This window comes from Superficieibacter sp. (assembly GCF_032071645.1).
Classification (GTDB): domain Bacteria; phylum Pseudomonadota; class Gammaproteobacteria; order Enterobacterales; family Enterobacteriaceae; genus Superficieibacter.
In genome coordinates this window covers 463,861-482,734 of sequence record NZ_DAMAPU010000001.1, presented here as the reverse complement: position 1 = coordinate 482,734, position 18,874 = coordinate 463,861, and the positions used below count along the sequence as shown (strand labels likewise).

General features: G+C 55.9%; 19 protein-coding genes. 6 read left to right on the top strand and 13 right to left on the bottom strand.

The window, feature by feature from the left end; translation table 11 throughout:
* Positions 1-5 precede the first annotated feature (5 nt).
* The 13 genes from pgmB to pspA all read right to left on the bottom strand — a co-directional run bounded on the left by pgmB (position 6) and on the right by pspA (position 12,341).
* Positions 6-665: a beta-phosphoglucomutase gene (gene pgmB / locus RT197_RS02520; protein WP_312946939.1), complete on the bottom strand. Its 660-nt coding sequence runs from the start codon at positions 663-665 to the stop codon at positions 6-8.
* Positions 662-2,932 carry a glycoside hydrolase family 65 protein gene (locus RT197_RS02515; protein WP_312946938.1) on the bottom strand — a complete coding sequence of 757 codons (2,271 nt, stop codon included), beginning with the start codon at positions 2,930-2,932 and terminating at the stop codon, positions 662-664. The genes pgmB and RT197_RS02515 overlap by 4 nt, the downstream gene beginning before the upstream one ends.
* Entirely contained in the window at positions 2,929-3,984 is a 1,056-nt protein-coding gene (locus RT197_RS02510) for a Gfo/Idh/MocA family oxidoreductase (RefSeq protein WP_312946936.1), read from the bottom strand. The genes RT197_RS02515 and RT197_RS02510 overlap by 4 nt, the downstream gene beginning before the upstream one ends.
* A 10-nt stretch (positions 3,985-3,994) precedes the next feature.
* Positions 3,995-4,783: a sugar phosphate isomerase/epimerase family protein gene (locus tag RT197_RS02505; protein WP_312946934.1), complete on the bottom strand. Its 789-nt coding sequence runs from the start codon at positions 4,781-4,783 to the stop codon at positions 3,995-3,997.
* Between the two features lie 17 nt (positions 4,784-4,800).
* Positions 4,801-5,853 carry a zinc-binding alcohol dehydrogenase gene (locus RT197_RS02500; protein WP_312946932.1) on the bottom strand — a complete coding sequence of 351 codons (1,053 nt, stop codon included), beginning with the start codon at positions 5,851-5,853 and terminating at the stop codon, positions 4,801-4,803.
* A gap of 26 nt (positions 5,854-5,879) precedes the next feature.
* Complete coding sequence (locus RT197_RS02495; protein ID WP_312946931.1) at positions 5,880-6,722, bottom strand: carbohydrate ABC transporter permease; 843 nt, start codon at positions 6,720-6,722, stop codon at positions 5,880-5,882.
* On the bottom strand, positions 6,709-7,590 hold the full coding sequence (locus RT197_RS02490) for a sugar ABC transporter permease (protein ID WP_312946930.1): 882 nt from the start codon (positions 7,588-7,590) through the stop codon (positions 6,709-6,711). The genes RT197_RS02495 and RT197_RS02490 overlap by 14 nt, the downstream gene beginning before the upstream one ends.
* A gap of 20 nt (positions 7,591-7,610) precedes the next feature.
* On the bottom strand, positions 7,611-8,903 hold the full coding sequence (locus RT197_RS02485; protein ID WP_312946928.1) for an ABC transporter substrate-binding protein: 1,293 nt from the start codon (positions 8,901-8,903) through the stop codon (positions 7,611-7,613).
* A gap of 11 nt (positions 8,904-8,914) precedes the next feature.
* A complete protein-coding gene (locus RT197_RS02480) occupies positions 8,915-10,600 on the bottom strand; it encodes a sugar phosphorylase (RefSeq protein ID WP_312946927.1) in 1,686 nt (561 codons plus the stop codon).
* A 183-nt stretch (positions 10,601-10,783) separates the two neighbouring features.
* On the bottom strand, positions 10,784-11,020 hold the full coding sequence (pspD, locus tag RT197_RS02475) for a phage shock protein PspD (RefSeq protein WP_312946926.1): 237 nt from the start codon (positions 11,018-11,020) through the stop codon (positions 10,784-10,786).
* A 16-nt stretch (positions 11,021-11,036) separates the two neighbouring features.
* Positions 11,037-11,396, bottom strand: coding sequence for an envelope stress response membrane protein PspC (gene pspC / locus RT197_RS02470; RefSeq protein WP_312946925.1), 360 nt, complete (start codon positions 11,394-11,396; stop codon positions 11,037-11,039).
* Complete coding sequence (pspB, locus tag RT197_RS02465; RefSeq protein WP_312946924.1) at positions 11,396-11,620, bottom strand: envelope stress response membrane protein PspB; 225 nt, start codon at positions 11,618-11,620, stop codon at positions 11,396-11,398. The genes pspC and pspB overlap by 1 nt, the downstream gene beginning before the upstream one ends.
* Before the next feature lie 52 nt (positions 11,621-11,672).
* Positions 11,673-12,341 carry a phage shock protein PspA gene (pspA, locus tag RT197_RS02460; RefSeq protein WP_312946922.1) on the bottom strand — a complete coding sequence of 223 codons (669 nt, stop codon included), beginning with the start codon at positions 12,339-12,341 and terminating at the stop codon, positions 11,673-11,675.
* Between the two features lie 170 nt (positions 12,342-12,511).
* Here pspA and pspF point away from each other — a divergent pair, with 170 nt between their 5' ends.
* The 6 genes from pspF to sapF all read left to right on the top strand — a co-directional run bounded on the left by pspF (position 12,512) and on the right by sapF (position 18,874).
* A complete protein-coding gene (gene pspF, locus RT197_RS02455) occupies positions 12,512-13,498 on the top strand; it encodes a phage shock protein operon transcriptional activator (RefSeq protein ID WP_312946920.1) in 987 nt (328 codons plus the stop codon).
* Between the two features lie 102 nt (positions 13,499-13,600).
* Positions 13,601-15,235: an ABC transporter substrate-binding protein SapA gene (gene sapA / locus RT197_RS02450; RefSeq protein WP_312946918.1), complete on the top strand. Its 1,635-nt coding sequence runs from the start codon at positions 13,601-13,603 to the stop codon at positions 15,233-15,235.
* Complete coding sequence (gene sapB, locus RT197_RS02445) at positions 15,232-16,197, top strand: putrescine export ABC transporter permease SapB (RefSeq protein ID WP_312946916.1); 966 nt, start codon at positions 15,232-15,234, stop codon at positions 16,195-16,197. Before sapA ends, sapB begins: the two co-directional genes overlap by 4 nt.
* Positions 16,184-17,074: a putrescine export ABC transporter permease SapC gene (gene sapC, locus RT197_RS02440; RefSeq protein WP_312946914.1), complete on the top strand. Its 891-nt coding sequence runs from the start codon at positions 16,184-16,186 to the stop codon at positions 17,072-17,074. The genes sapB and sapC overlap by 14 nt, the downstream gene beginning before the upstream one ends.
* The gene (sapD, locus tag RT197_RS02435; protein ID WP_312946913.1) at positions 17,074-18,066 is read left to right on the top strand and encodes a putrescine export ABC transporter ATP-binding protein SapD; all 993 of its coding nucleotides are present in this window, start codon (positions 17,074-17,076) and stop codon (positions 18,064-18,066) included. The genes sapC and sapD overlap by 1 nt, the downstream gene beginning before the upstream one ends.
* Position 18,067: 1 nt before the next feature.
* Positions 18,068-18,874 (top strand): peptide ABC transporter ATP-binding protein SapF, encoded by an 807-nt coding sequence (gene sapF / locus RT197_RS02430; RefSeq protein ID WP_312946912.1) that lies wholly within the window; start codon positions 18,068-18,070, stop codon positions 18,872-18,874.

The window sequence follows — 18,874 nt, the reverse complement described above, 5'->3', positions numbered from 1 at the left end:
CCTTATTATGCGTGGTGCCAGAATGCCGACAGGCACGACCACGTGAGTTGATCGGTGGACAAAAGTTGAAGCCCGGCGTCATGCAGATCCGCACCAATACCGATGGAGCGCATTCCACAGGCGTTGATGGCGTCGATCCCGGCCTGCGCGTCTTCTACGCCCACGCACTGCTGCGGATCAACACCCAGCCCCTCGCAGGCGGCGAGAAAGATTTCCGGGTCGGGTTTTGAACGGGCGATGCGCGAGGCATCGGCACAAAACGTCAACAGCCCGTCAATGCCCAGGGTGCGTATAATGGTGGGCGCGTTCAGCGAAACCGACGCCAGCCCGGTCGGGATCTCGCGCTGACGCAGTTCCAGCAGCAGTTCGCGAATGCCCGGCAGCACCGAGTCGGCGGTCAGCTGGCGCAAAGACTCGACGTAAATCTGATTTTTCCGCGTTGCCAGCGCGTCCCGCTCCGCGTCGTTAAACGCCGCTTCACGACCGCCATGTTGCAGGATCCGGCGCAGCGATTCGCCACGGCTAATTCCCTTCAGGCTATTGTTGAAGGTTTCATCAATGGTGATGCCGATATCGGCTGCCACCTGTCGCCAGGCGTGAAAATGCAGATGCGCGGTGTCGGTAATCACCCCATCGAGGTCAAAAATAACGGCCTGTAGTTTCATTTCCCCTCCGTGGGCGCGGTCCCATCTGTGGATAAAATAAAGTCTTTCAGTAAGAAGTCCTGCGTGCCCGTTACGCGCAGCCGGTGTCCGTTCAAATAAAACACCGCGTCAGACGCGCTGTGAACGGTCAACCGCTCCGGCGTCAGGGTGAATTGCAGCGCAACGCCCTGCCAGCTGAGCGGGAAAGCCATTTTTTGCCAGCCTGCGGGGAGGCGCGGCGCAATGTGCAGTTCACCCTGGCGCAGCGTCAGCCCGGCAAATCCCTGAATGGCGCCCAGCCAGATCGCCCCGGTCGCCGCCGCGTGGATGCCATCGTCACAGCTGTGCGGATCGTCACCGAGATCGATTTCCGTGCCTTCACACCAGAAGCGGTATGCCTGCGCCAAATCGCCACAGCGCGCAGCGACAATACCGTGAATGGCTTTGCTCAGGGAGGAGTCATGAATGGTGCGCGGTTCGTAGAACTGCAAATTGGCCAGACACTCGTCACGGGTGAAGCGATCCGCCAGCATGTAGTTCAGCATCACCACATCCGCCTGCTTGAGGATCTGCATTTCATTGACTTCAGCACGCGAATAGTCGAGCAGAATGGTTTGTTTGCCCGCCTGACGTTTGTACTTTTGCAGGTCAATCGCAGGCTTGGCGAAGAAGGTGTCGTCCTGCGCAATAACGCCGTCGCTATTGCTTTCCGGTAACCACAGCCGCTGCAAAAAGTCTTCGGCGCGAACAAAAAAGTCGGTTTCTGTCGGCGCGAAACGGCGGACAACGTGCAGCGCCTGAGCGACGTTTTCATGCGCCATATAGTTAGTAAAGGCGTTATTGTTGACGTGTTCGGTGTATTCATCGGGGCCGATAACGTCATGAATTTCCAGCCGCCCGCCGACGTCTGTTGCCCGGTCGATCCAGAAGGTCGCCGTTTCTCGCAGCAGCTCGCAGCCTTCCTGCGCCATAAAACGCTCGTCGCCGGTGGCCTGCCAGTAAGCCACCACCGCCCAGGCGATGTCAGCCACCAGATGATGTTCTGCCAGCGCCGAGGCCACTTTTTGCCGCACCCCGGTGCGAATATTGATGGCGGCAAATTCCGGCGTTTCTTCGTCGCCGCTGCGTGCGCTTTCCCATGGAAACAACGCTCCCTGCCAGCCGTTGCGCCGCGCTTTTTCGCGCGCGCCAGGCAGATTATGCCAGCGGTAGCGTAAAAGCTGCCGCGCCGTCTCTGGGGCGGTGAAGAGATGAAACGGCAGTAAAAAGACTTCCGTATCCCAGAAAACGTGGCCTTTGTAGCCTTCGCCGGTCAGCCCTTTGGCGGCGATGCTGGTGCGCTCGTCGTTTTTCGGGGTCATGATATGCAGATGGTAAAGCGCGAAATCCAGCGCTTCCTGATCGCGCGGATCGGAGGACGTCACCTGCACGCGGCTGCGTTGCCAGAAAGTGTGCCACGCTGCGACCGATGCCTGAAACAGCGGCTCATACCCTTCCGCCACGCAGGACTCCAGCGCCCGCAAGCTCTGTTCGCTGAGGGTTTGCTGGCTCATCTCGCCAGCAGGCGCGTGGCTTATCCAGCAAAGTTTAGTCAGCGTCACGCTTTGCCCGGCGGCAACGCTCAGCGAACTATTTTGCAGCAGGCGACGATTTTTGGCAGAAAAACAGCTTTGCGCTTCAGCGCTGAGGTGACAGTACGCAGAAATAGCGACGTTATCCTCGCCGTTCTGGGTGGTATACATTCCCTGTAGATAGTGCTGACCAAACACCCGGACCTGGGTTTCATCGAGATGCTGGCGTCCGCTGTTGGTTTGCGTCGCATCAATGCCGGTAACAAACGAGATGCTGGCGGAGGCATCCAGCGGCGTCAGCGTCAGCTGCATGGCAACCAGTTCGGGCTGAGCAAGAGACGCGAAGCGACGGCTTTCGATGCGAAAACGCGCCCCGTTCGCCGCCTGCCACACCAGCGCGCGGCGCAGTTCACCGGTGGCAAAATCCAGTTCGCGCTGCCAGGTTTCCGTCTTTCCGCCGGTCAGTGAGAACGGCTCGCCGTTCAGGGCAATCTGCACGCCAATAATGTCCGGCAGATTTACCAGCTCGGTCGTTTCATCATTCCCCGCCCGGTGGTACAGGCCCGCCAGATACATCCCGCGCGTCTGCATGGTGTAATCTTCTTCGTGCGTGGCGCGAATACCGAGATAGCCATTGCCTGAGGTCATTAACGACGCGTATTTATTCAGGCTGTGCACGCTAAAAGACGGTTCGATAAGCGTAGAGGCATTCATCATAATTCCACACATTTCCCTGTTTGCGCAGACTGGTACAGTGCAGCTACCAGCGTCTGAATAATTCGTCCCTGTTCAGCGTCGGCAATCATCACCGGTTCGCCCTGCACGTGACGGATGAACGCCTCCATGCTGCGAAGATGCCGCCGATCGTCTGCCTGATCACGCTGCAACAACGTGTTTAACTCGCCGCCGTCATCGTTATAAATATGCAGCGGAAACAGCGTGGCGCCGGCATCCGTACCGCAGAACGATACGTTCATGATTGACTGCTCCGGGATATTCAGCGCGAATGACGTTTCGAGGCGCAGAATACCGCCGTTATGAAATTCGACGGTGCCAAACAGCGCGTCTTCAACGGTGTACACCGACGGGTCCCATTCACCAAACTGGCCGCTGTTTTTGCGGGTGCCGATTTTCTGAAAGCTGTGGGCCGTGACCTTTTTCACCGCCGGAAAACCGAGTACGTACATCGCCGCGTCCAGCATATGAATGCCGATATCGATCAGCGGACCGCCGCCCTGTAATTCTTTATTGGTAAAGACGCCCCAGCCGGGAACGCCGCAGCGCCGTAGCGCCCGCGCGGTAGTCACGTAAATGTCGCCCAGTTGCCCGTCCATCACCTGCTGGCGGAGTAACTGGCAATCTTCAGCAAAGCGGTGATGAAAATCGTAGGCCAGCACTTTGCCCGCCCGCCGGGCGGCCTGAAACATCTCTTCCGCCTGTTCCGGGGTCATGGCTGGCGGTTTTTCACACATCACATGGCAGCCCGCCGCCAGCGCCTGTAACACATGCTCATGGTGAAACCGGTTGGGCGAACAGATACTGACGATATCCGGGCGCACCTCGCGCAGCATGGCCTGCGGATCGTCCCATGCCTGCGCCTGTCCGTATTTTTCTGCCAGCGCCTGCGCCTGGGAAAGGCGGCTGTCTGCGACAGCCACCAGTTCCAGATCGTCGCGCGTGCAGTAGTACGAAGCATGAACTTTATCCGCGACCTGCCCGGCACCAATAATGGCGACGCGCAGCGCAGAAGGTGTCTTTGTACTCTTCACGTGCAACCTCTTAGCAGTCACGCAGCCAGGCAAGAGACTGACGGTATGCGGCAGCCGGATCTTCCGCCCGCACGCGTCCTTCATACACCACATAGCCCTGATAATTGTCGCTACGCAGCTGATCGAACAGCTGTTTGAAGTTCAGCGTGCCGGAGCCTGGCTGATAGCGATGGTTGTCGGCAATGTGCACGTGACCAAGCAAATCGCGGTTATCGTGCAGCGCTTTCGCCAGATCGTCTTCTTCGATGTTCATATGGTAGAAATCACCGATGATCTGCACATGGCGGAGATCGTTTTCCACGATATAGCGGCGGGCATCGGCGAGAGTGTTGATCATATGATCCTGGTAGCGATTCAGCGGCTCCAGGTACACCACCGTGCCGGTGCGCTCGGCGACTTTATCCAGTACCCGCAGCGAATCGCTGACCACTTTGCGGTCGCCGTCAAGGCTACGCGGAGAAACCATCGGCGGCAGACGAAACGTGAACATGCCCCACGCTGCCGGGACAATAATGCCTTTGCCGCCGACTTCGCTTAGCGCTTCCAGAATGCGGGTGATCTGCTGCAAGCCGTTCTGACGACGCTCTTCGATAAAATCGCCGATCCAGCCATCATAGCCGCCGCAGGCAGTGGTGACCGGCAGGCCAGTTTCTTTGATCGCCGCTTTCACCGCCTCAATGTTTTCGACCAGCAGTTTGCCGTCAATTTCATAACCGTCGAAGCCCATTTCTTTGATATAGCGGAATTTCTCCAGAATATCGTTGGGGAAAAAAGCCTGATTCTGTGTACCGATTTTCATTTATGTTTTCCTTAACCTTAAAACGTTACGCCCATTTTGATGCTCAGATCTGGCTGGCGATCGACATACTTCATGTAGCTGTCGGCGCTGGTTTCAAACGACACAACCGGCTCAATCAGATCGTCACAATCCAGGTAGCCGTTCATCAGCAGTTCCCAGCAGGTTTCTTCAATACGTTTGCGGTTCCAGCGCGGATAATCCGGATTGGGTTCGCTACAGGCGCGGGCGAAAACGATTTTCGCGTTGTTAAAATGCGCTTCGCGACCGAGGTTAAAGCCTGCGCTGAACGGCTTGGCAAACGCCACGTAAGAGATGGTGCCGCCGTAGGCCAGCCCGCGCAGCGCTGACTGCAACGCATCCGGGTAGCCGCTGGTTTCAATGATCACGTCCGCACCCAGTTTGTCGGTGATTTTTTTAATCTCCAGACCCACGTCGGTGCCGATGGGACTCATACAGTAATCGGCCCCGTGACGACGGGCGATGTCACAGCGGTGTTCGATGGGATCGACGCCAATGACAATGGACGCGCCCGCTTTCTTCGCCAGCTGGATAGCGATCTGTCCGATGGCCCCCAGACCGATAACCACCACGAAGTCACCGACGCGCACGTTGGCATCGCGGACACCGCTCATCGCGAACTGCGCCGGGTCGTAGCACACGGCATTTTTCCACGACGCGCCTTCCGGCATTTTGCGCAATTTGTAGTTGTTGACGGCGTTCACAATCACCGTCTCGGACAGCGGGCCGTAGCAGCACACGCGATCGCCGAGGGCATAATCCGTGACGTTGTCACCTTTTTCGATGATTTCGCCCACCACCATATTACCGAGCTGGAATTTACCGAACTCAATACCCCGCGCCGCCCCTTCTTCACGCGGCATAAACATTTGCCATTCCGCGTTAAAATCTTCGTCGATAAACGGACTGGCTCCGCGAAAATCCACCACTTCGGTGCCGTGTTTCGGCGCGCCAAACATCACGCGGATTTTAACTTCGTGAGCCTCGACGGCCCGATCCTGGTACTCTACCAGCGCCGCAACGCGCGGCTCTGTTGCTACAAGCTTTTTCATTTCCATATCCTTTTAAACTGGCCGCCTTAGCCCTTAACGCCACCGGCGGTCAAACCACTTTTGATAAAACGTTCAGAAAGCGCATACATGATCACCACCGGCAATGCCGTAACCAGCGACGCCGCCATCATTCGGCCCCAGATATAATCCGGGGTGCTGAACAGCGTGTTCAGACCGACCGGCAGGGTGAAATTGCTGGCGCTGGAGAGGAAGATCGAGGCAAACAGGTAATCGTTCCACGCCACCATAAAGCAGTAGACGAAGACCGATACCAGCCCGGAAATCGCCAGCGGGACGGTGATGCGAAAGATGATTTGCAACCGATTGAGGCCATCCATCATCGCCGCTTCTTCGATCTCATCCGGGATGGTGTCGAAGTAGCTTTTCAGCATGAAGACCGCCGTCGGCAGCGTCTGGGTGACCATGGTAATGATCAGTGCCATTTCGGTGTCGTAGATCCCAAGCGCGGTGATGATTTTGAACAGCGGCACCACCAGCAGAATGCCGGAGAACATATACACCGTGTAAAAGCTGGCGTTGATGGTCATCCGGCCCTTAAAGCGCAGGCGGGACAAGGCATACGCGCCCAGCGTGCCGAGAAAGACCGCTATCACCGATGACGAAATCGACACCACCATGCTGTTGCGGAAATAATTCACAAACGGAAAAATCAGCGGGTTAAAAATGTCGATGTAATGTTCCAGCGTCCAGTGCTGCGGCAGCAGCGTCGGATGCAGGGAAATGGCTTCTTTCGCCCCTTTGAACGAGGTCATTAGCATCACGAAAAACGGAAACAGCGTGATGATAAGAAACACCGCCAGTCCGACGTAAAAGCCAATACGGGACAGGGTACGTTTATTTGTTGCCATTGAGATTTACCCGCTTCCTGGTCAGTAAAATGACCGCAAAAATAATGACGAACAGCACGACTGAGATCGCCGCCGCTTTGCCCAAATCGTTAAAGGCGAACGCGGTTTTGTAGAGATACACGCCAAGAATGTCGACTTTGGTGGTGAGCAGATACACGTCCGCAAACATGTAGAACATCCAGATGGTACGCAGCGTCACCACCGTCGCCAGCACCGGCATAATGGCGGGCAGCGTCACGATCATAAAACGCTGCCAGGCGTTAGCCCCGTCCATTTCCGCCGCTTCATACAGCGATTTATCCACGGTCTGCAATATCGCCAGAAAGGAAATAAAGGCATACGGGAAGTAACGCCAGATGGCGAACAGCACCACCAGAAAGAAGCTGCTGCCGGGATTGTCGAACCACAGCGGAGCCTGATCGTAAATATGCAGCACGTCCACGCCGAGATAATTCACAATGCCGTAGCCGTTGTTGAACATATATTTCCACGCGAATACCAGCGATATCGACGGGGTCACGTAGGACAAAATGACCAGCGAGCGCGCGGTTTTACGCAGGCGGAACTCACGATTGAAAAAGATCGCCACGCCCAGTCCCAGCGCGGTGCTGCCCAGTACTACCAGCGCGGTATACCAGACCGTCATCCACAGCGAGTGCCAGAAATTGGCATCACCAAGAATGCGGATGTAGTTATCCAGTCCGACAAACGTCGAGCTGATGCGCGGGTTAAGCGGCAAGCGTAAGAAACTGATTTCTATATTAGATATCATCGGCCAGGCGACCAGGCCACCCAGCAGCAGTAAGCTGGGGGCCAGTAGCATCATGGCAAAAGGCATATCCGAACGACCTGAAAACCACCCTTTCATACAACTTTCCATCCTGGTCATTAACGTTGTTTCACCAGATCGTCCAGCCGGGCCTGACTCTCTTTAAGCGATTGCGGTAAATCGGTTTTACCGACGGTGACGTTGTGGACCAGCGAACTGATCACCCCGGAGCCAGTGACGTCCCCCATGCGAGTGAAGTTTTTGTCCCCTACCGCGCCGAACACCTGCATATGCGGATACTGCGCGATGAGCTGCTCAGGCAAGCTGCCAAAGGCTTTGATCACGTCGTTTTCTTTCCACTGCGCGGTATCCACCACCGATTTGGTTGCCGGGAACGCCGCGCCCGGTGACATCATGACCCAGCCAGACGCGTTGTCGGCTTTTTCCATAAAGGAGACAAATTTCTCCGCCGCCGCCGTTTCTTCTTCGGACTGACCGTTGCTGATGGTCAGAGAAGTGATCGTGCCAAATACGGCCGCAGATTTTTCCGTTGGCACCATAAAGCCGAGCGTGGCCGGATCGCCTTCTTTAAACACCGCAGGCAGGATGTAGGTGGAGTAGATGGCCATCGGCGCAGAGCCGTTCATGAACGCATCTTTTATTTCCATAACGTCGTTAGAGCCGGGCATGGTGGTGACAGCCAGTTGGCGATACAGCTCCAGCGCCTGCTGCATGTCAGGCGTGTTAAGAGTGATCGCGCCGCTGGCGTCAAACACGTTGGCCTGATTTGAAAGCGCAAACTGGGAGAACGCCTGCTCGGTCATCACGCTTTCTGCCGTCGGCAGCGCGATACCGTATTTTTTCTGCGCCGGATTGCTTAACTTTTGTGCGGCATCCAGCAACTGCTGCCAGTTATGCGGTTCTTCAATGCCCGCGTTTGCCAGGACGTCTTTTTTATACCAGATGCCCTGAAGCCAGGCGCTGATCGGGACACCCGTCCATGCGGTGCCGTCTTCAGTGCGCACGATGCGCAGTACGCCGTCATAGAACTGGTCTTCCCCTACTGCCGCAATCACATTGCCAATCGCTTTACGGTCGATCAGTTGCTCTTTGTCCATGACTTTGGCGTAGTCGTGGCTGGTTTCGATCACTTCCGGCAAAGCGCCGGTGCGCGCCAGGGTAATTATTTTGGTGTTATAGGCGTCTTCTTCTACCGGCACTTGCTTAACGGTAATGCCAGGGTTTTCCTTTTCAAATTTCTCAATAAGCTGGGTAATAACCGCCTGGCGCTCCTGTTCGACAGAAGAATGCATAAATTCAATGGCGACATTGGCCTTTTCATCATCCTTGCAACCGGAAATCAGCGTGCAGGAAACCAGCGCTGCCAGCAGCGCTATTTTTGATGTTTTCATAAGGTGTTCCTTTATTGTTTTTTAATCCAGGCAACCTGCCACGGGCGCAGCGTAACCTGATTTTCCATAACAGCTTGTTGACTGATTAAATCAAATCCGCCCTGAACGTTTACTGCAACATGCTGTTCATTTTCGCTGATATTAAATAACGCCGTAATTTGTTCGCCATTATTAGCGGTACGGGTAATTAACATTACGCTGGGATTCAGCGTTGAAATAGCAAACTGGCTCTGCGGATGGAACGCTTTATTCTGCCGACGCAGCGCAATCAACTGGGACAGGCGATGATAAACCCGGCTACGCAGTGAATCCGATGTGGATAATTGCTGTTCGATGTCCAGATCATTATATTTCTGGCGGTTAATAGCGCGGTTGTATCCCAGTTTTTCGACGCCCGCATAGTCATTGCGTGAGCCGAGAATACTTTGAATATAAACCGCCGGTACGCCGGGGAAGCTGAGCAAAATCGCATGGGCGAGGACAAAGCGCGCCAGCCGCTCGTCGTCGCTGGCCTCGCGGTGGCTTAGCGCATCCATGTAGGTGACGTTAAGCTCATACGGGCTACGGCTGCCGTCCGGGTTGTTTTTCCAGTTCACCAGCGCGCCTTGCTGCTGGAGCTGCTCCACCATCTGCAATATTTCTTCTTCCGGCAAAATGCCACGCAGCGGATTCAGGCCGATGCCGTCATGCGAGGCAAGGAAGTTGAACCACGTGGTATTGTCGGAAGGTAACGTCAGCGACTGCGCCCAGCCACACAGTGCGCCAGCATCCTGACGCTGTACTGCGTGAAGCACCAGCGGCGGCAGAGAGAACTGATAAACCATGTGGGCTTCGTCCTGCCCATTGCCCAGGTAGGCAATATTGTCCCGGTGCGGAACATTAGTTTCGGTGATGATCGCAGTGCCTGGCGCGACGTCATCGGCGATGGCGCGGAACAGTTTGATTAACTGGTGGGTTTCAGGCAGATGAATACAGCTGGTGCCGGGCGTTTTCCACATAAACCCGACCGCATCCAGACGCACGTAGTCGGCGCCCTGCACCAGATAGTGCAGCAGGACATCCACCATCGCCAGCAGGACTTCCGGGCAGGCGTAGTTAAGATCGATCTGGTCTTCACTGAAGGTGGTCCAGAGATGGCGTACTGAACCATCGGCCAGGGTGAACGGTGACAGCAACGGCAGCGCACGCGGGCGCGTTACCGCCGATAAATCCGTCGCCGGGTCCATGGCAATAAAAAAGTTTTCGTAACCTGGAGCCTGCTGTAAATACCGGTTAAACCATTCGCTTTTCGCAGACATATGGTTGCAGACAAAATCGAACATTAATTTTGCCTGAGTTTTTAATTCCGCGACATCATCCCAGTCCCCGCTTTCCGGGTCCACGCGATGATAATCGATGACCGAAAATCCATCATCAGATGACCATGGATAAAAAGGAAGCAAATGGACGTGTGAAAATACGGATTTAAACCATTTATTATAAAATTGATTAAATACCGGAAGAGGTTTTGCGGCAGCGTGGTGAAACTGGTCGGCGTAGGTAATTAATACCACATCACTTTCGTCCCATGCCTGCTTACGCTGCTGCGATATTAATGAACGGGTACGATTAAGAGCATCAAATAATGTTTCCCGGTGCGCTGACGTAAATTTTTCGCCATAAACATCGGTTAACAATTTATTAATTATTTCCTTCATTTCTTTTTCCCATGGTAGCGGTCCCACGGAAAGTGAGACTACTCCAGAGGAATTTAACTGTCAATCCGTGAGCCGGTCTCTGGAGGGTCAAAAAAAGATTTTTAGTCGTCTAAAATTGTGATTTGTGAGCTAACGCAAATTTGGCGGGAAATTGTGCAAAGGTTGTTGCGGTGACCAGAACGGTCACCGGGGTTCCTGCGGTTTATTGTAACGGCGAGAGACTTTTTTCGCCGCGTGGTTCAATAGCGGCTCCAGCGCCAACGCCAGCAGCATTTTTAGCGGGCGACGGGCGACGGATTTTATCGCCCAGCCCGCCACCCCGGCGGGACCGTAGCGCAGCGCAGTCAGCAGGACCAGCTTACCGGCAATTTTCAGACCGGGTTTCATTTTGGTTCCTGCTTTTTGCCATTTCGTGTTCATCAGTACCTCGTTGTCATTAAAGCTGACGGAAGCGGCTGCGTAATGAAAAGGTATCAGACGTGACGTAGCGCTCCATGTCGCGCAGACGCTGCTCACCCGCTGCCAGTTCCTGATCCACCGCATCCAGCAATTCGCGGCTGGTGGGGGGAATATCACCCTCATTCGCCCCTTCCGGCATCGGATCGAGGACAAAGGTCAGAATGATGTAGGCCACGACCACAATAAAGAACAGGCCGAAGACCATCGCCAGCACGGTAATCAGTCGCACCAGTTTGACCGGCACGTCCAGATACTGCGCCAGCCCGGCGCACACCCCTTTCACCATTCCCTGCTGCGGGATGCGCCACAATTTTTTGTTCAAATCAATGCCGGCCATTAGCGATCCCTCCAGTTCGGGTGCTCTGCATCAAGAATAGCTTCCAGCGCCTGAATGCGCTCGCGCATCCGTTTAGCCTCGTCGGTTAACTGCACCAGATGCTGCTGCTCGTTTTGCGAAAGCGTCTGGCTACGCGAGCGATTGTTGTAGTGTAGCCACAGCCAGATCGGCAGGACAAACAACACAAATAAGGTCAGGGGTATGGCAAGAAATAGCGCGCTCATGTGTTCTCCTTACAGGGTCTGAGCGGCGGCACGCTCGGGTGCCGCCAGATTATTATTGGTTATCCTGCTTCATTCTGGCTTTCAGTGCCGCCAGCTGCTCGCTGATTTCGTCATCCGCTTTCAGCTCGGAAAACTGCTGATCCAGCGTGCGCTGTTTACCGAAATTGTGGCTTTCGGCTTCCGCTTCCATATGGTCAATACGGCGCTCAAAGGATTCAAAACGCGCCATGGCTTCGTCAATCTTACCGCTGTCAAGCTGGCGACGCACGTCGCGGGAGGAGCTTGCCGCCTGGTGACGCAGGGTCAGTGCCTGCTGGCGGGCACGGGTTTCGCTGAGTTTGTTTTCCAGCTCGCCAATCTCTTTTTTCATGCGGGTCAGCGTCTCATCCACCAGCGTGGATTCGTGCTCCAGCGTTGCAATCAGGTCGGTCAGCTTCTGTTTTTCAATCAGCGCGGCGCGGGCCAGATCGTCTTTATCTTTACGCAGCGCCAGTTCGGCTTTTTCCTGCCATTCATGCTGCTGCGCGGTGGCAAGCTCAATGCGGCGGGTCAGCTGCTTTTTCTCTGCCAGCGAACGGGCGGAGGTGGAGCGAACTTCAACCAGCGTGTCTTCCATTTCCTGAATCATCAGGCGCACCAGCTTCTGCGGATCTTCCGCTTTTTCCAGCAACGTGTTGATGTTGGCATTCACGATATCGGCAAAACGAGAAAAAATACCCATAATTAAAATCCTCACTCATGTTCATTATTCGGGCGGTGCCCTGCTGCTGGAATATTGCAACTGCCGTGCCAGTTTTATATCTTATTGATTTTAAAGATGGTGATTGCTTTTTCACCGATCGCACCATAAAGTTAAATGATGAATAACGCTAATATGTGGTGAATTTCATCATGGCTGAATACAAAGATAACCTGCTGGGCGAAGCGAATAACTTTATTGACGTGCTGGAGCAGGTTTCACGCCTCGCGCCGCTAAACAAGCCGGTGTTGATCATCGGCGAGCGCGGTACCGGGAAAGAGCTGATCGCCAGCCGCCTGCACTTCCTCTCCTCCCGCTGGCAGGGACCGTTTATTTCGCTGAACTGCGCTGCGCTGAACGAAAACCTGCTCGATTCGGAGCTGTTTGGTCATGAAGCGGGCGCGTTCACCGGGGCGCAAAAGCGTCATCCCGGACGTTTCGAACGCGCTGACGGCGGCACGCTGTTCCTTGACGAACTGGCCACCGCGCCGATGATGGTGCAGGAAAAATTATTACGGGTGATCGAATACGGTGAACTGGAGCGCGTGGGCGGCAGCCAGCCATTGCAGGTCAACGTGCGGCTGGTCTGCGCCACCAACGCCGATCTGCCAGAAATGGTGAATAAAGGCGCTTTCCGCGCCGATTTGCTGGATCGGCTGGCGTTTGATGTGGTCCAGCTTCCCCCGCTTCGCGAGCGGCAGAGCGATATCATGCTGATGGCGAACCATTTCGCGATCCAGATGTGCCGGGAAATCGGCCTGCCGCTGTTTCCGGGGTTTACGAGGCGGGCCAGCGACACGCTGCTGGCCCATCGCTGGCCCGGTAATATTCGCGAGTTAAAAAATGTGGTCGAGCGTTCAGTCTACCGCCACGGCAGCAGTGAAACGCCGCTGGATGACATTATTATCGATCCGTTCCAGCGCGACATTACCCCGTCCGCGCCGCAGGAGCCGACGCCCGACGCCCTCCCCGCGCTGCCGCTGGATCTTCGCCAGTATCAGCATCATCTTGAGCGGGATCTGCTGAATAAAAGCCTGCATCAGGCGAGGTTTAATCAAAAGCGAGCGGCTGAATTACTGGGTCTGACCTACCATCAGCTGCGCGCCCTGCTCAAAAAACATCAGATTCAGGCCGTTTAACGCCTGAACTGGCGACATTTAGCGCAATTGCCGCAGACATTTTTACGCAGCCGCCGTAAGTGCGATACACTTTGCAGATCGAATCTGAAAACCCTGAAAATTATGCGCCTGGTTTTGTCCTCTCTGGTGGCGGCAGTCGGCCTGTTTTATGGCCTGGCTCATGCCGCCCCCAAGCCCCTTGCCGATATCCGTGATAGCGGTTTTGTCTATTGCGTGAACGGGCAGGTGAGCACTTTTAATCCGCAAAAAGCGGGCAGCGGGCTGATTGTGGATACCCTCGCCGACCAGCTTTACGATCGGCTGTTGGATGTCGATCCTTATACTTACCGGCTGGTGCCTGAACTGGCTGAACGCTGGGAAGTGCTGGATAACGGCGCGACCTACCGTTTCCACCTGCGTGAAGGCGTCGCGTTTCAGACTACCGACTGGTTTAAACCAACCCGCACGCTGAATGCGGACGACGTGGTTTTCACCTTCCAGCGCATCTTTAACCGCAATCATCCCTGGCACAACGTTAACGGCAGCGCATTTCCCTACTTCGACAGCCTGCAATTTGCCGATACGGTAGAAAGCGTGCGCAAGCTGGATAACCGCACCGTCGAATTTCGCCTGACCCGCCCGGACGCCTCTTTCCTCTGGCATCTGGCCACGCACTATGCGTCGGTCATGTCGGCGGAATATGCAGCGGATCTGACGAAAGCCGACCATCAGGAACTGCTCGACCGCCAGCCGGTCGGCACCGGCCCCTATCAGCTCAATGAATATCGCGCCGGGCAGTATATTCGTTTGCAGCGTCATCCCCATTTCTGGCGCGGTGAGCCGTTGATGCCGCAGGTGGTGGTCGATCTCGGTTCCGGTGGCACCGGACGTCTTTCGCGACTGTTGACCGGAGAATGCGATGTGCTCGCCTGGCCCGCCGCCAGCCAGCTCTCTATTCTGCGCGACGATCCGCGCCTGCGGCTGACCCTGCGCCCCGGCATGAATATCGCTTATCTGGCGTTTAATACCAATAAAGCCCCGCTGAATAATCCGGCGGTGCGTCACGCGCTGGCGCTGGCGATTAACAACGAGCGGCTGATGCAGTCCATTTATTACGGCACCGCCGAAACCGCCGCGTCGATCCTGCCGCGCGCGTCGTGGGCGTATGACAGCGACGCGAAAATCACCGAGTACAATCCCGAAAAGGCGCGTCAGCAGCTTAAAGCGCTGGGACTGGAAAATCTGTCGCTTCAGCTATGGGTCCCCACCTCTTCCCAGGCCTGGAACCCCAGCCCGCTAAAAATGGCGGAGCTGATTCAGGCTGACATGGAGCATATCGGCGTGAAAGTGAATATCGTGCCGGTTGAGGGGCGTTTTCAGGAAGCGCGGCTGATGGATATGAGCCACGATCTGACCCTCGCGGGCTGGGCGACCGACAGTAATGACCCGGACAGTTTCTTCCGCCCGCTGCTCAGCTGCGCGGCGATAAATTCGCAAACCAACTACGCGCACTGGTGTAATCGCGAATTTGATACTGTCCTGCTGAAAGCGCTCTCCTCGCAGCAGCTGGCGTCGCGTATTGATGCCTACAACGAGGCGCAAAATATTCTGGCCACGCAGCTCCCGGTGTTACCGCTGGCCTCGTCGCTGCGTCTTCAGGCCTACCGTTATGATATGAAAGGGCTGGTGCTCAGTCCGTTTGGCAACGCCTCTTTTGCTGGCGTCTCGCGGGAAAAAGAAGAGGGGCAAAAACCATGATTATTTTTACCCTGCGCCGCCTGCTGCTGTTGCTGGTTACGCTGTTTTTATTGACCTTTATCGGCTTCAGCCTGAGCTATTTTACGCCCCACGCGCCGTTACAGGGCGCGTCGCTGTGGAATGCGTGGGTGTTCTGGTTCAGCGGTATTCTGCACTGGGATTTTGGCGTTTCCAGCATTAACGGGCAGCTTATTTCTGAACAGTTAAAAGAGGTGTTTCCGGCCACCATGGAGCTGTGCATTCTCGCCTTCGGCTTTGCGCTGCTGGTCGGCATTCCGGTCGGCATGCTGGCGGGGATCACCCGTAACAAATGGCAGGACAATCTGATTAGCGCGCTGGCGCTGCTGGGCTTTTCCATTCCGGTATTCTGGCTGGCGCTGCTGCTGACGCTGTTTTTCTCGCTGACCCTCGGCTGGCTACCGGTTTCTGGTCGCTTCGATCTGCTCTATGAAGTCAAAAGCGTGACCGGCTTCGCCATCATTGACGCCTGGCTGTCTGATTCGCCGTGGCGCGATGAAATGATCGTGAGCGCCCTGCGGCATATGGTTCTGCCGGTGCTGACCCTGGCGGTCGCGCCGACCACCGAGGTGATCCGCCTGATGCGCATCAGCACCATTGAAGTCTTTGACCAGAACTATATCAAAGCCGCTGCGACGCGGGGCGTGTCACGGCGCACCATTCTGCGCCGCCACGTTCTGCATAACGCCCTGCCACCGGTGATCCCGCGTCTTGGCCTGCAATTCTCCACCATGCTGACGCTGGCGATGATCACTGAAGTGGTGTTTAGCTGGCCGGGGCTGGGGCGCTGGCTGATCAACGCCATCCGCCAGCAGGACTACGCGGCGATTTCGGCAGGCGTAATGGTGATCGGCGCGCTGGTCATTATTGTTAATGTGATATCTGATATTTTGGGTGCTATGGCTAACCCTCTGAAACATAAGGAATGGTATGCCTTACGATAGCGTTTATAGCGAAAAGCGCTCGCCCGGCACGCTGCGCACCGCGTGGCGCAAATTTTATAGCGATACCACCGCCATGATCGGCCTGTACGGTTGTGGCGCACTGCTGTTGCTGTGTATTTTCGGCCACTGGTTTGCGCCCTACGGTATCAACCAGCAATTTTTAGGCTATCAACTGCTGCCGCCGTCGTGGTCACGTTATGGCGAGGTTTCCTTTTTCCTCGGCACCGACGATTTAGGCCGCGACGTGCTTAGCCGCCTGCTGAGCGGCGCAGCGCCAACGGTGGGCGGCGCGCTGTTGGTCACTTTTGCCGCCACCCTCTGCGGGATGGTGCTGGGCGTGGTAGCCGGGTCAACTCACGGCCTGCGCTCTGCGGCGCTGAATCATATTCTCGACACCCTGCTCTCTCTCCCGTCGCTACTGTTGGCCATTATCGTTGTGGCGTTTGCCGGTCCGCATCTTTCACATGCGATGTTCGCCGTCTGGCTGGCGCTTCTTCCGCGTATGGTTCGCTCGGTATACAGCCTGGTGCATGACGAGCTGGAAAAAGAGTATGTGGTGGCCGCACGGCTCGACGGGGCGACCACAATGAATATTTTATGGTTTGCGATACTGCCGAATATCACCGCCGGAATGGTGACGGAGATTACCCGCGCGCTGTCGATGGCGATTCTGGATATTGCCGCGCTTGGTTTTCTCGACCTTGGCGCGCAATTGCCCTCGCCGGAATGGGGCGCGATGCTTGGCGACGCGCTGGAGTTGATTTACGTGGCTCCGTGGACGGTCATGCTGCCGGGCGCGGCAATCATGCTTAGCGTGCTGCTGATCAACCTGCTGGGCGACGGCCTGCGCCGGGCGATTAACGCGGGGGTGGAATAATGCCGCTACTGGACATTCGCAATCTGACCATCGAATTCAAAACCGGCGAAGGCTGGGTGAAAGCGGTTGATCGCGTCAGTATGACGCTTGCCGAGGGTGAAATTCGCGGGCTGGTCGGCGAGTCCGGCTCCGGGAAAAGCCTGATCGCCAAAGCGATTTGTGGCGTGACCAAAGACAACTGGCGGGTAACGGCTGACCGTATGCGCTTTGACGATATCGATCTGCTGCGTCTGTCGGTGCGTGAGCGGCGCAAGCTGGTCGGTCATAACGTGTCGATGATTTTTCAGGAACCGCAATCGTGCCTCGATCCCTCTGAGCGCATTGGTCGCCAGCTGATGCAAAATATTCCTCGCTGGACCTTCAAAGGCCGCTGGTGGCAGCGCGTGGGCTGGCGCAAACGGCGCGCTACCGAGCTGCTGCACCGGGTGGGCATTAAAGATCATAAAGACGTGCTACGCAGCTTTCCTTATGAGCTGACGGACGGCGAATGCCAGAAGGTGATGATTGCCATCGCGCTGGCAAATCAGCCGCGCCTGCTGATTGCCGATGAACCCACGAATGCGATGGAGCCAACCACCCAGGCGCAAATCTTCCGCCTGCTAAGTCGGCTGAATCAAAATAACAACACTACCATTCTGCTGATTAGCCATGACCTGCAAATGCTGAGCAAATGGGCCGATAAAATCAACGTGATGTACTGCGGACAAACGGTAGAAACTGCGCCGAGCGAGGATCTGATCACCACCCCGCATCATCCTTATACCCAGGCGCTGATCCGCGCGATCCCCGATTTCGGTAGCGCGATGCCGCACAAAAGCCGTCTTAATACCATGCCGGGAGCGATCCCGTTGCTGGAGCATTTGCCGATTGGCTGCCGCCTCGGTCCCCGCTGCCCTTACGCACAGCGTAAATGCATTGAAACGCCGCGTCTGACAGGGGCTAAAAACCATCTGTACGCCTGTCATTTTCCGCTGAATATGGAGAAAGAGTGAGATGGTTGAGACTCTGCTGGAAGTGCGCAATCTCAGCAAAACGTTCCGCTACCGCACTGGCTGGTTTCATCGCCAGACGGTCGAAGCGGTAAAGCCCCTGAGTTTTACCCTGCGCGAGAAGCAGACGCTGGCGATCATCGGTGAGAACGGCTCTGGCAAATCCACGCTGGCGAAAATGCTGGCGGGGATGATTGAGCCAACGACGGGCGAACTGTTAATCGACGATCACCCGCTGCATTTTGGTGATTATTCTTTTCGCAGCCAGCGGATCCGCATGATTTTTCAGGACCCGTCGACCTCGCTGAACCCGCGCCAGCGGATCTCGCAAATTCTCGATTTTCCGCTGCGCCTGAATACCGATCTCGAACCGGAGCAGCGACGCACGCAAATCATCGAAACCATGCGGATGGTCGGTCTGCTGCCCGATCACGTCAGCTATTATCCGCATATGCTGGCGCCGGGACAGAAGCAGCGTCTGGGGCTGGCGCGGGCGCTGATCCTGCGCCCGAAGGTCATTATTGCTGATGAAGCGCTGGCCTCGCTGGATATGTCGATGCGCTCGCAGCTCATCAATCTGCTGCTGGAATTGCAGGAAAAACAGGGCATTTCTTATATTTACGTGACCCAGCATCTGGGCATGATGAAGCATATCAGCGATCAGGTGTTGGTGATGCATCAGGGTGAGGTCGTTGAGCGCGGCAGCACGGCGGATGTGCTGGCCGCCCCGCTTCATGATTTGACCCGTCGCTTAATCGCCGGACATTTTGGCGAAGCGCTGACGGCGGATGCGTGGCGCAGGGATCGGTAA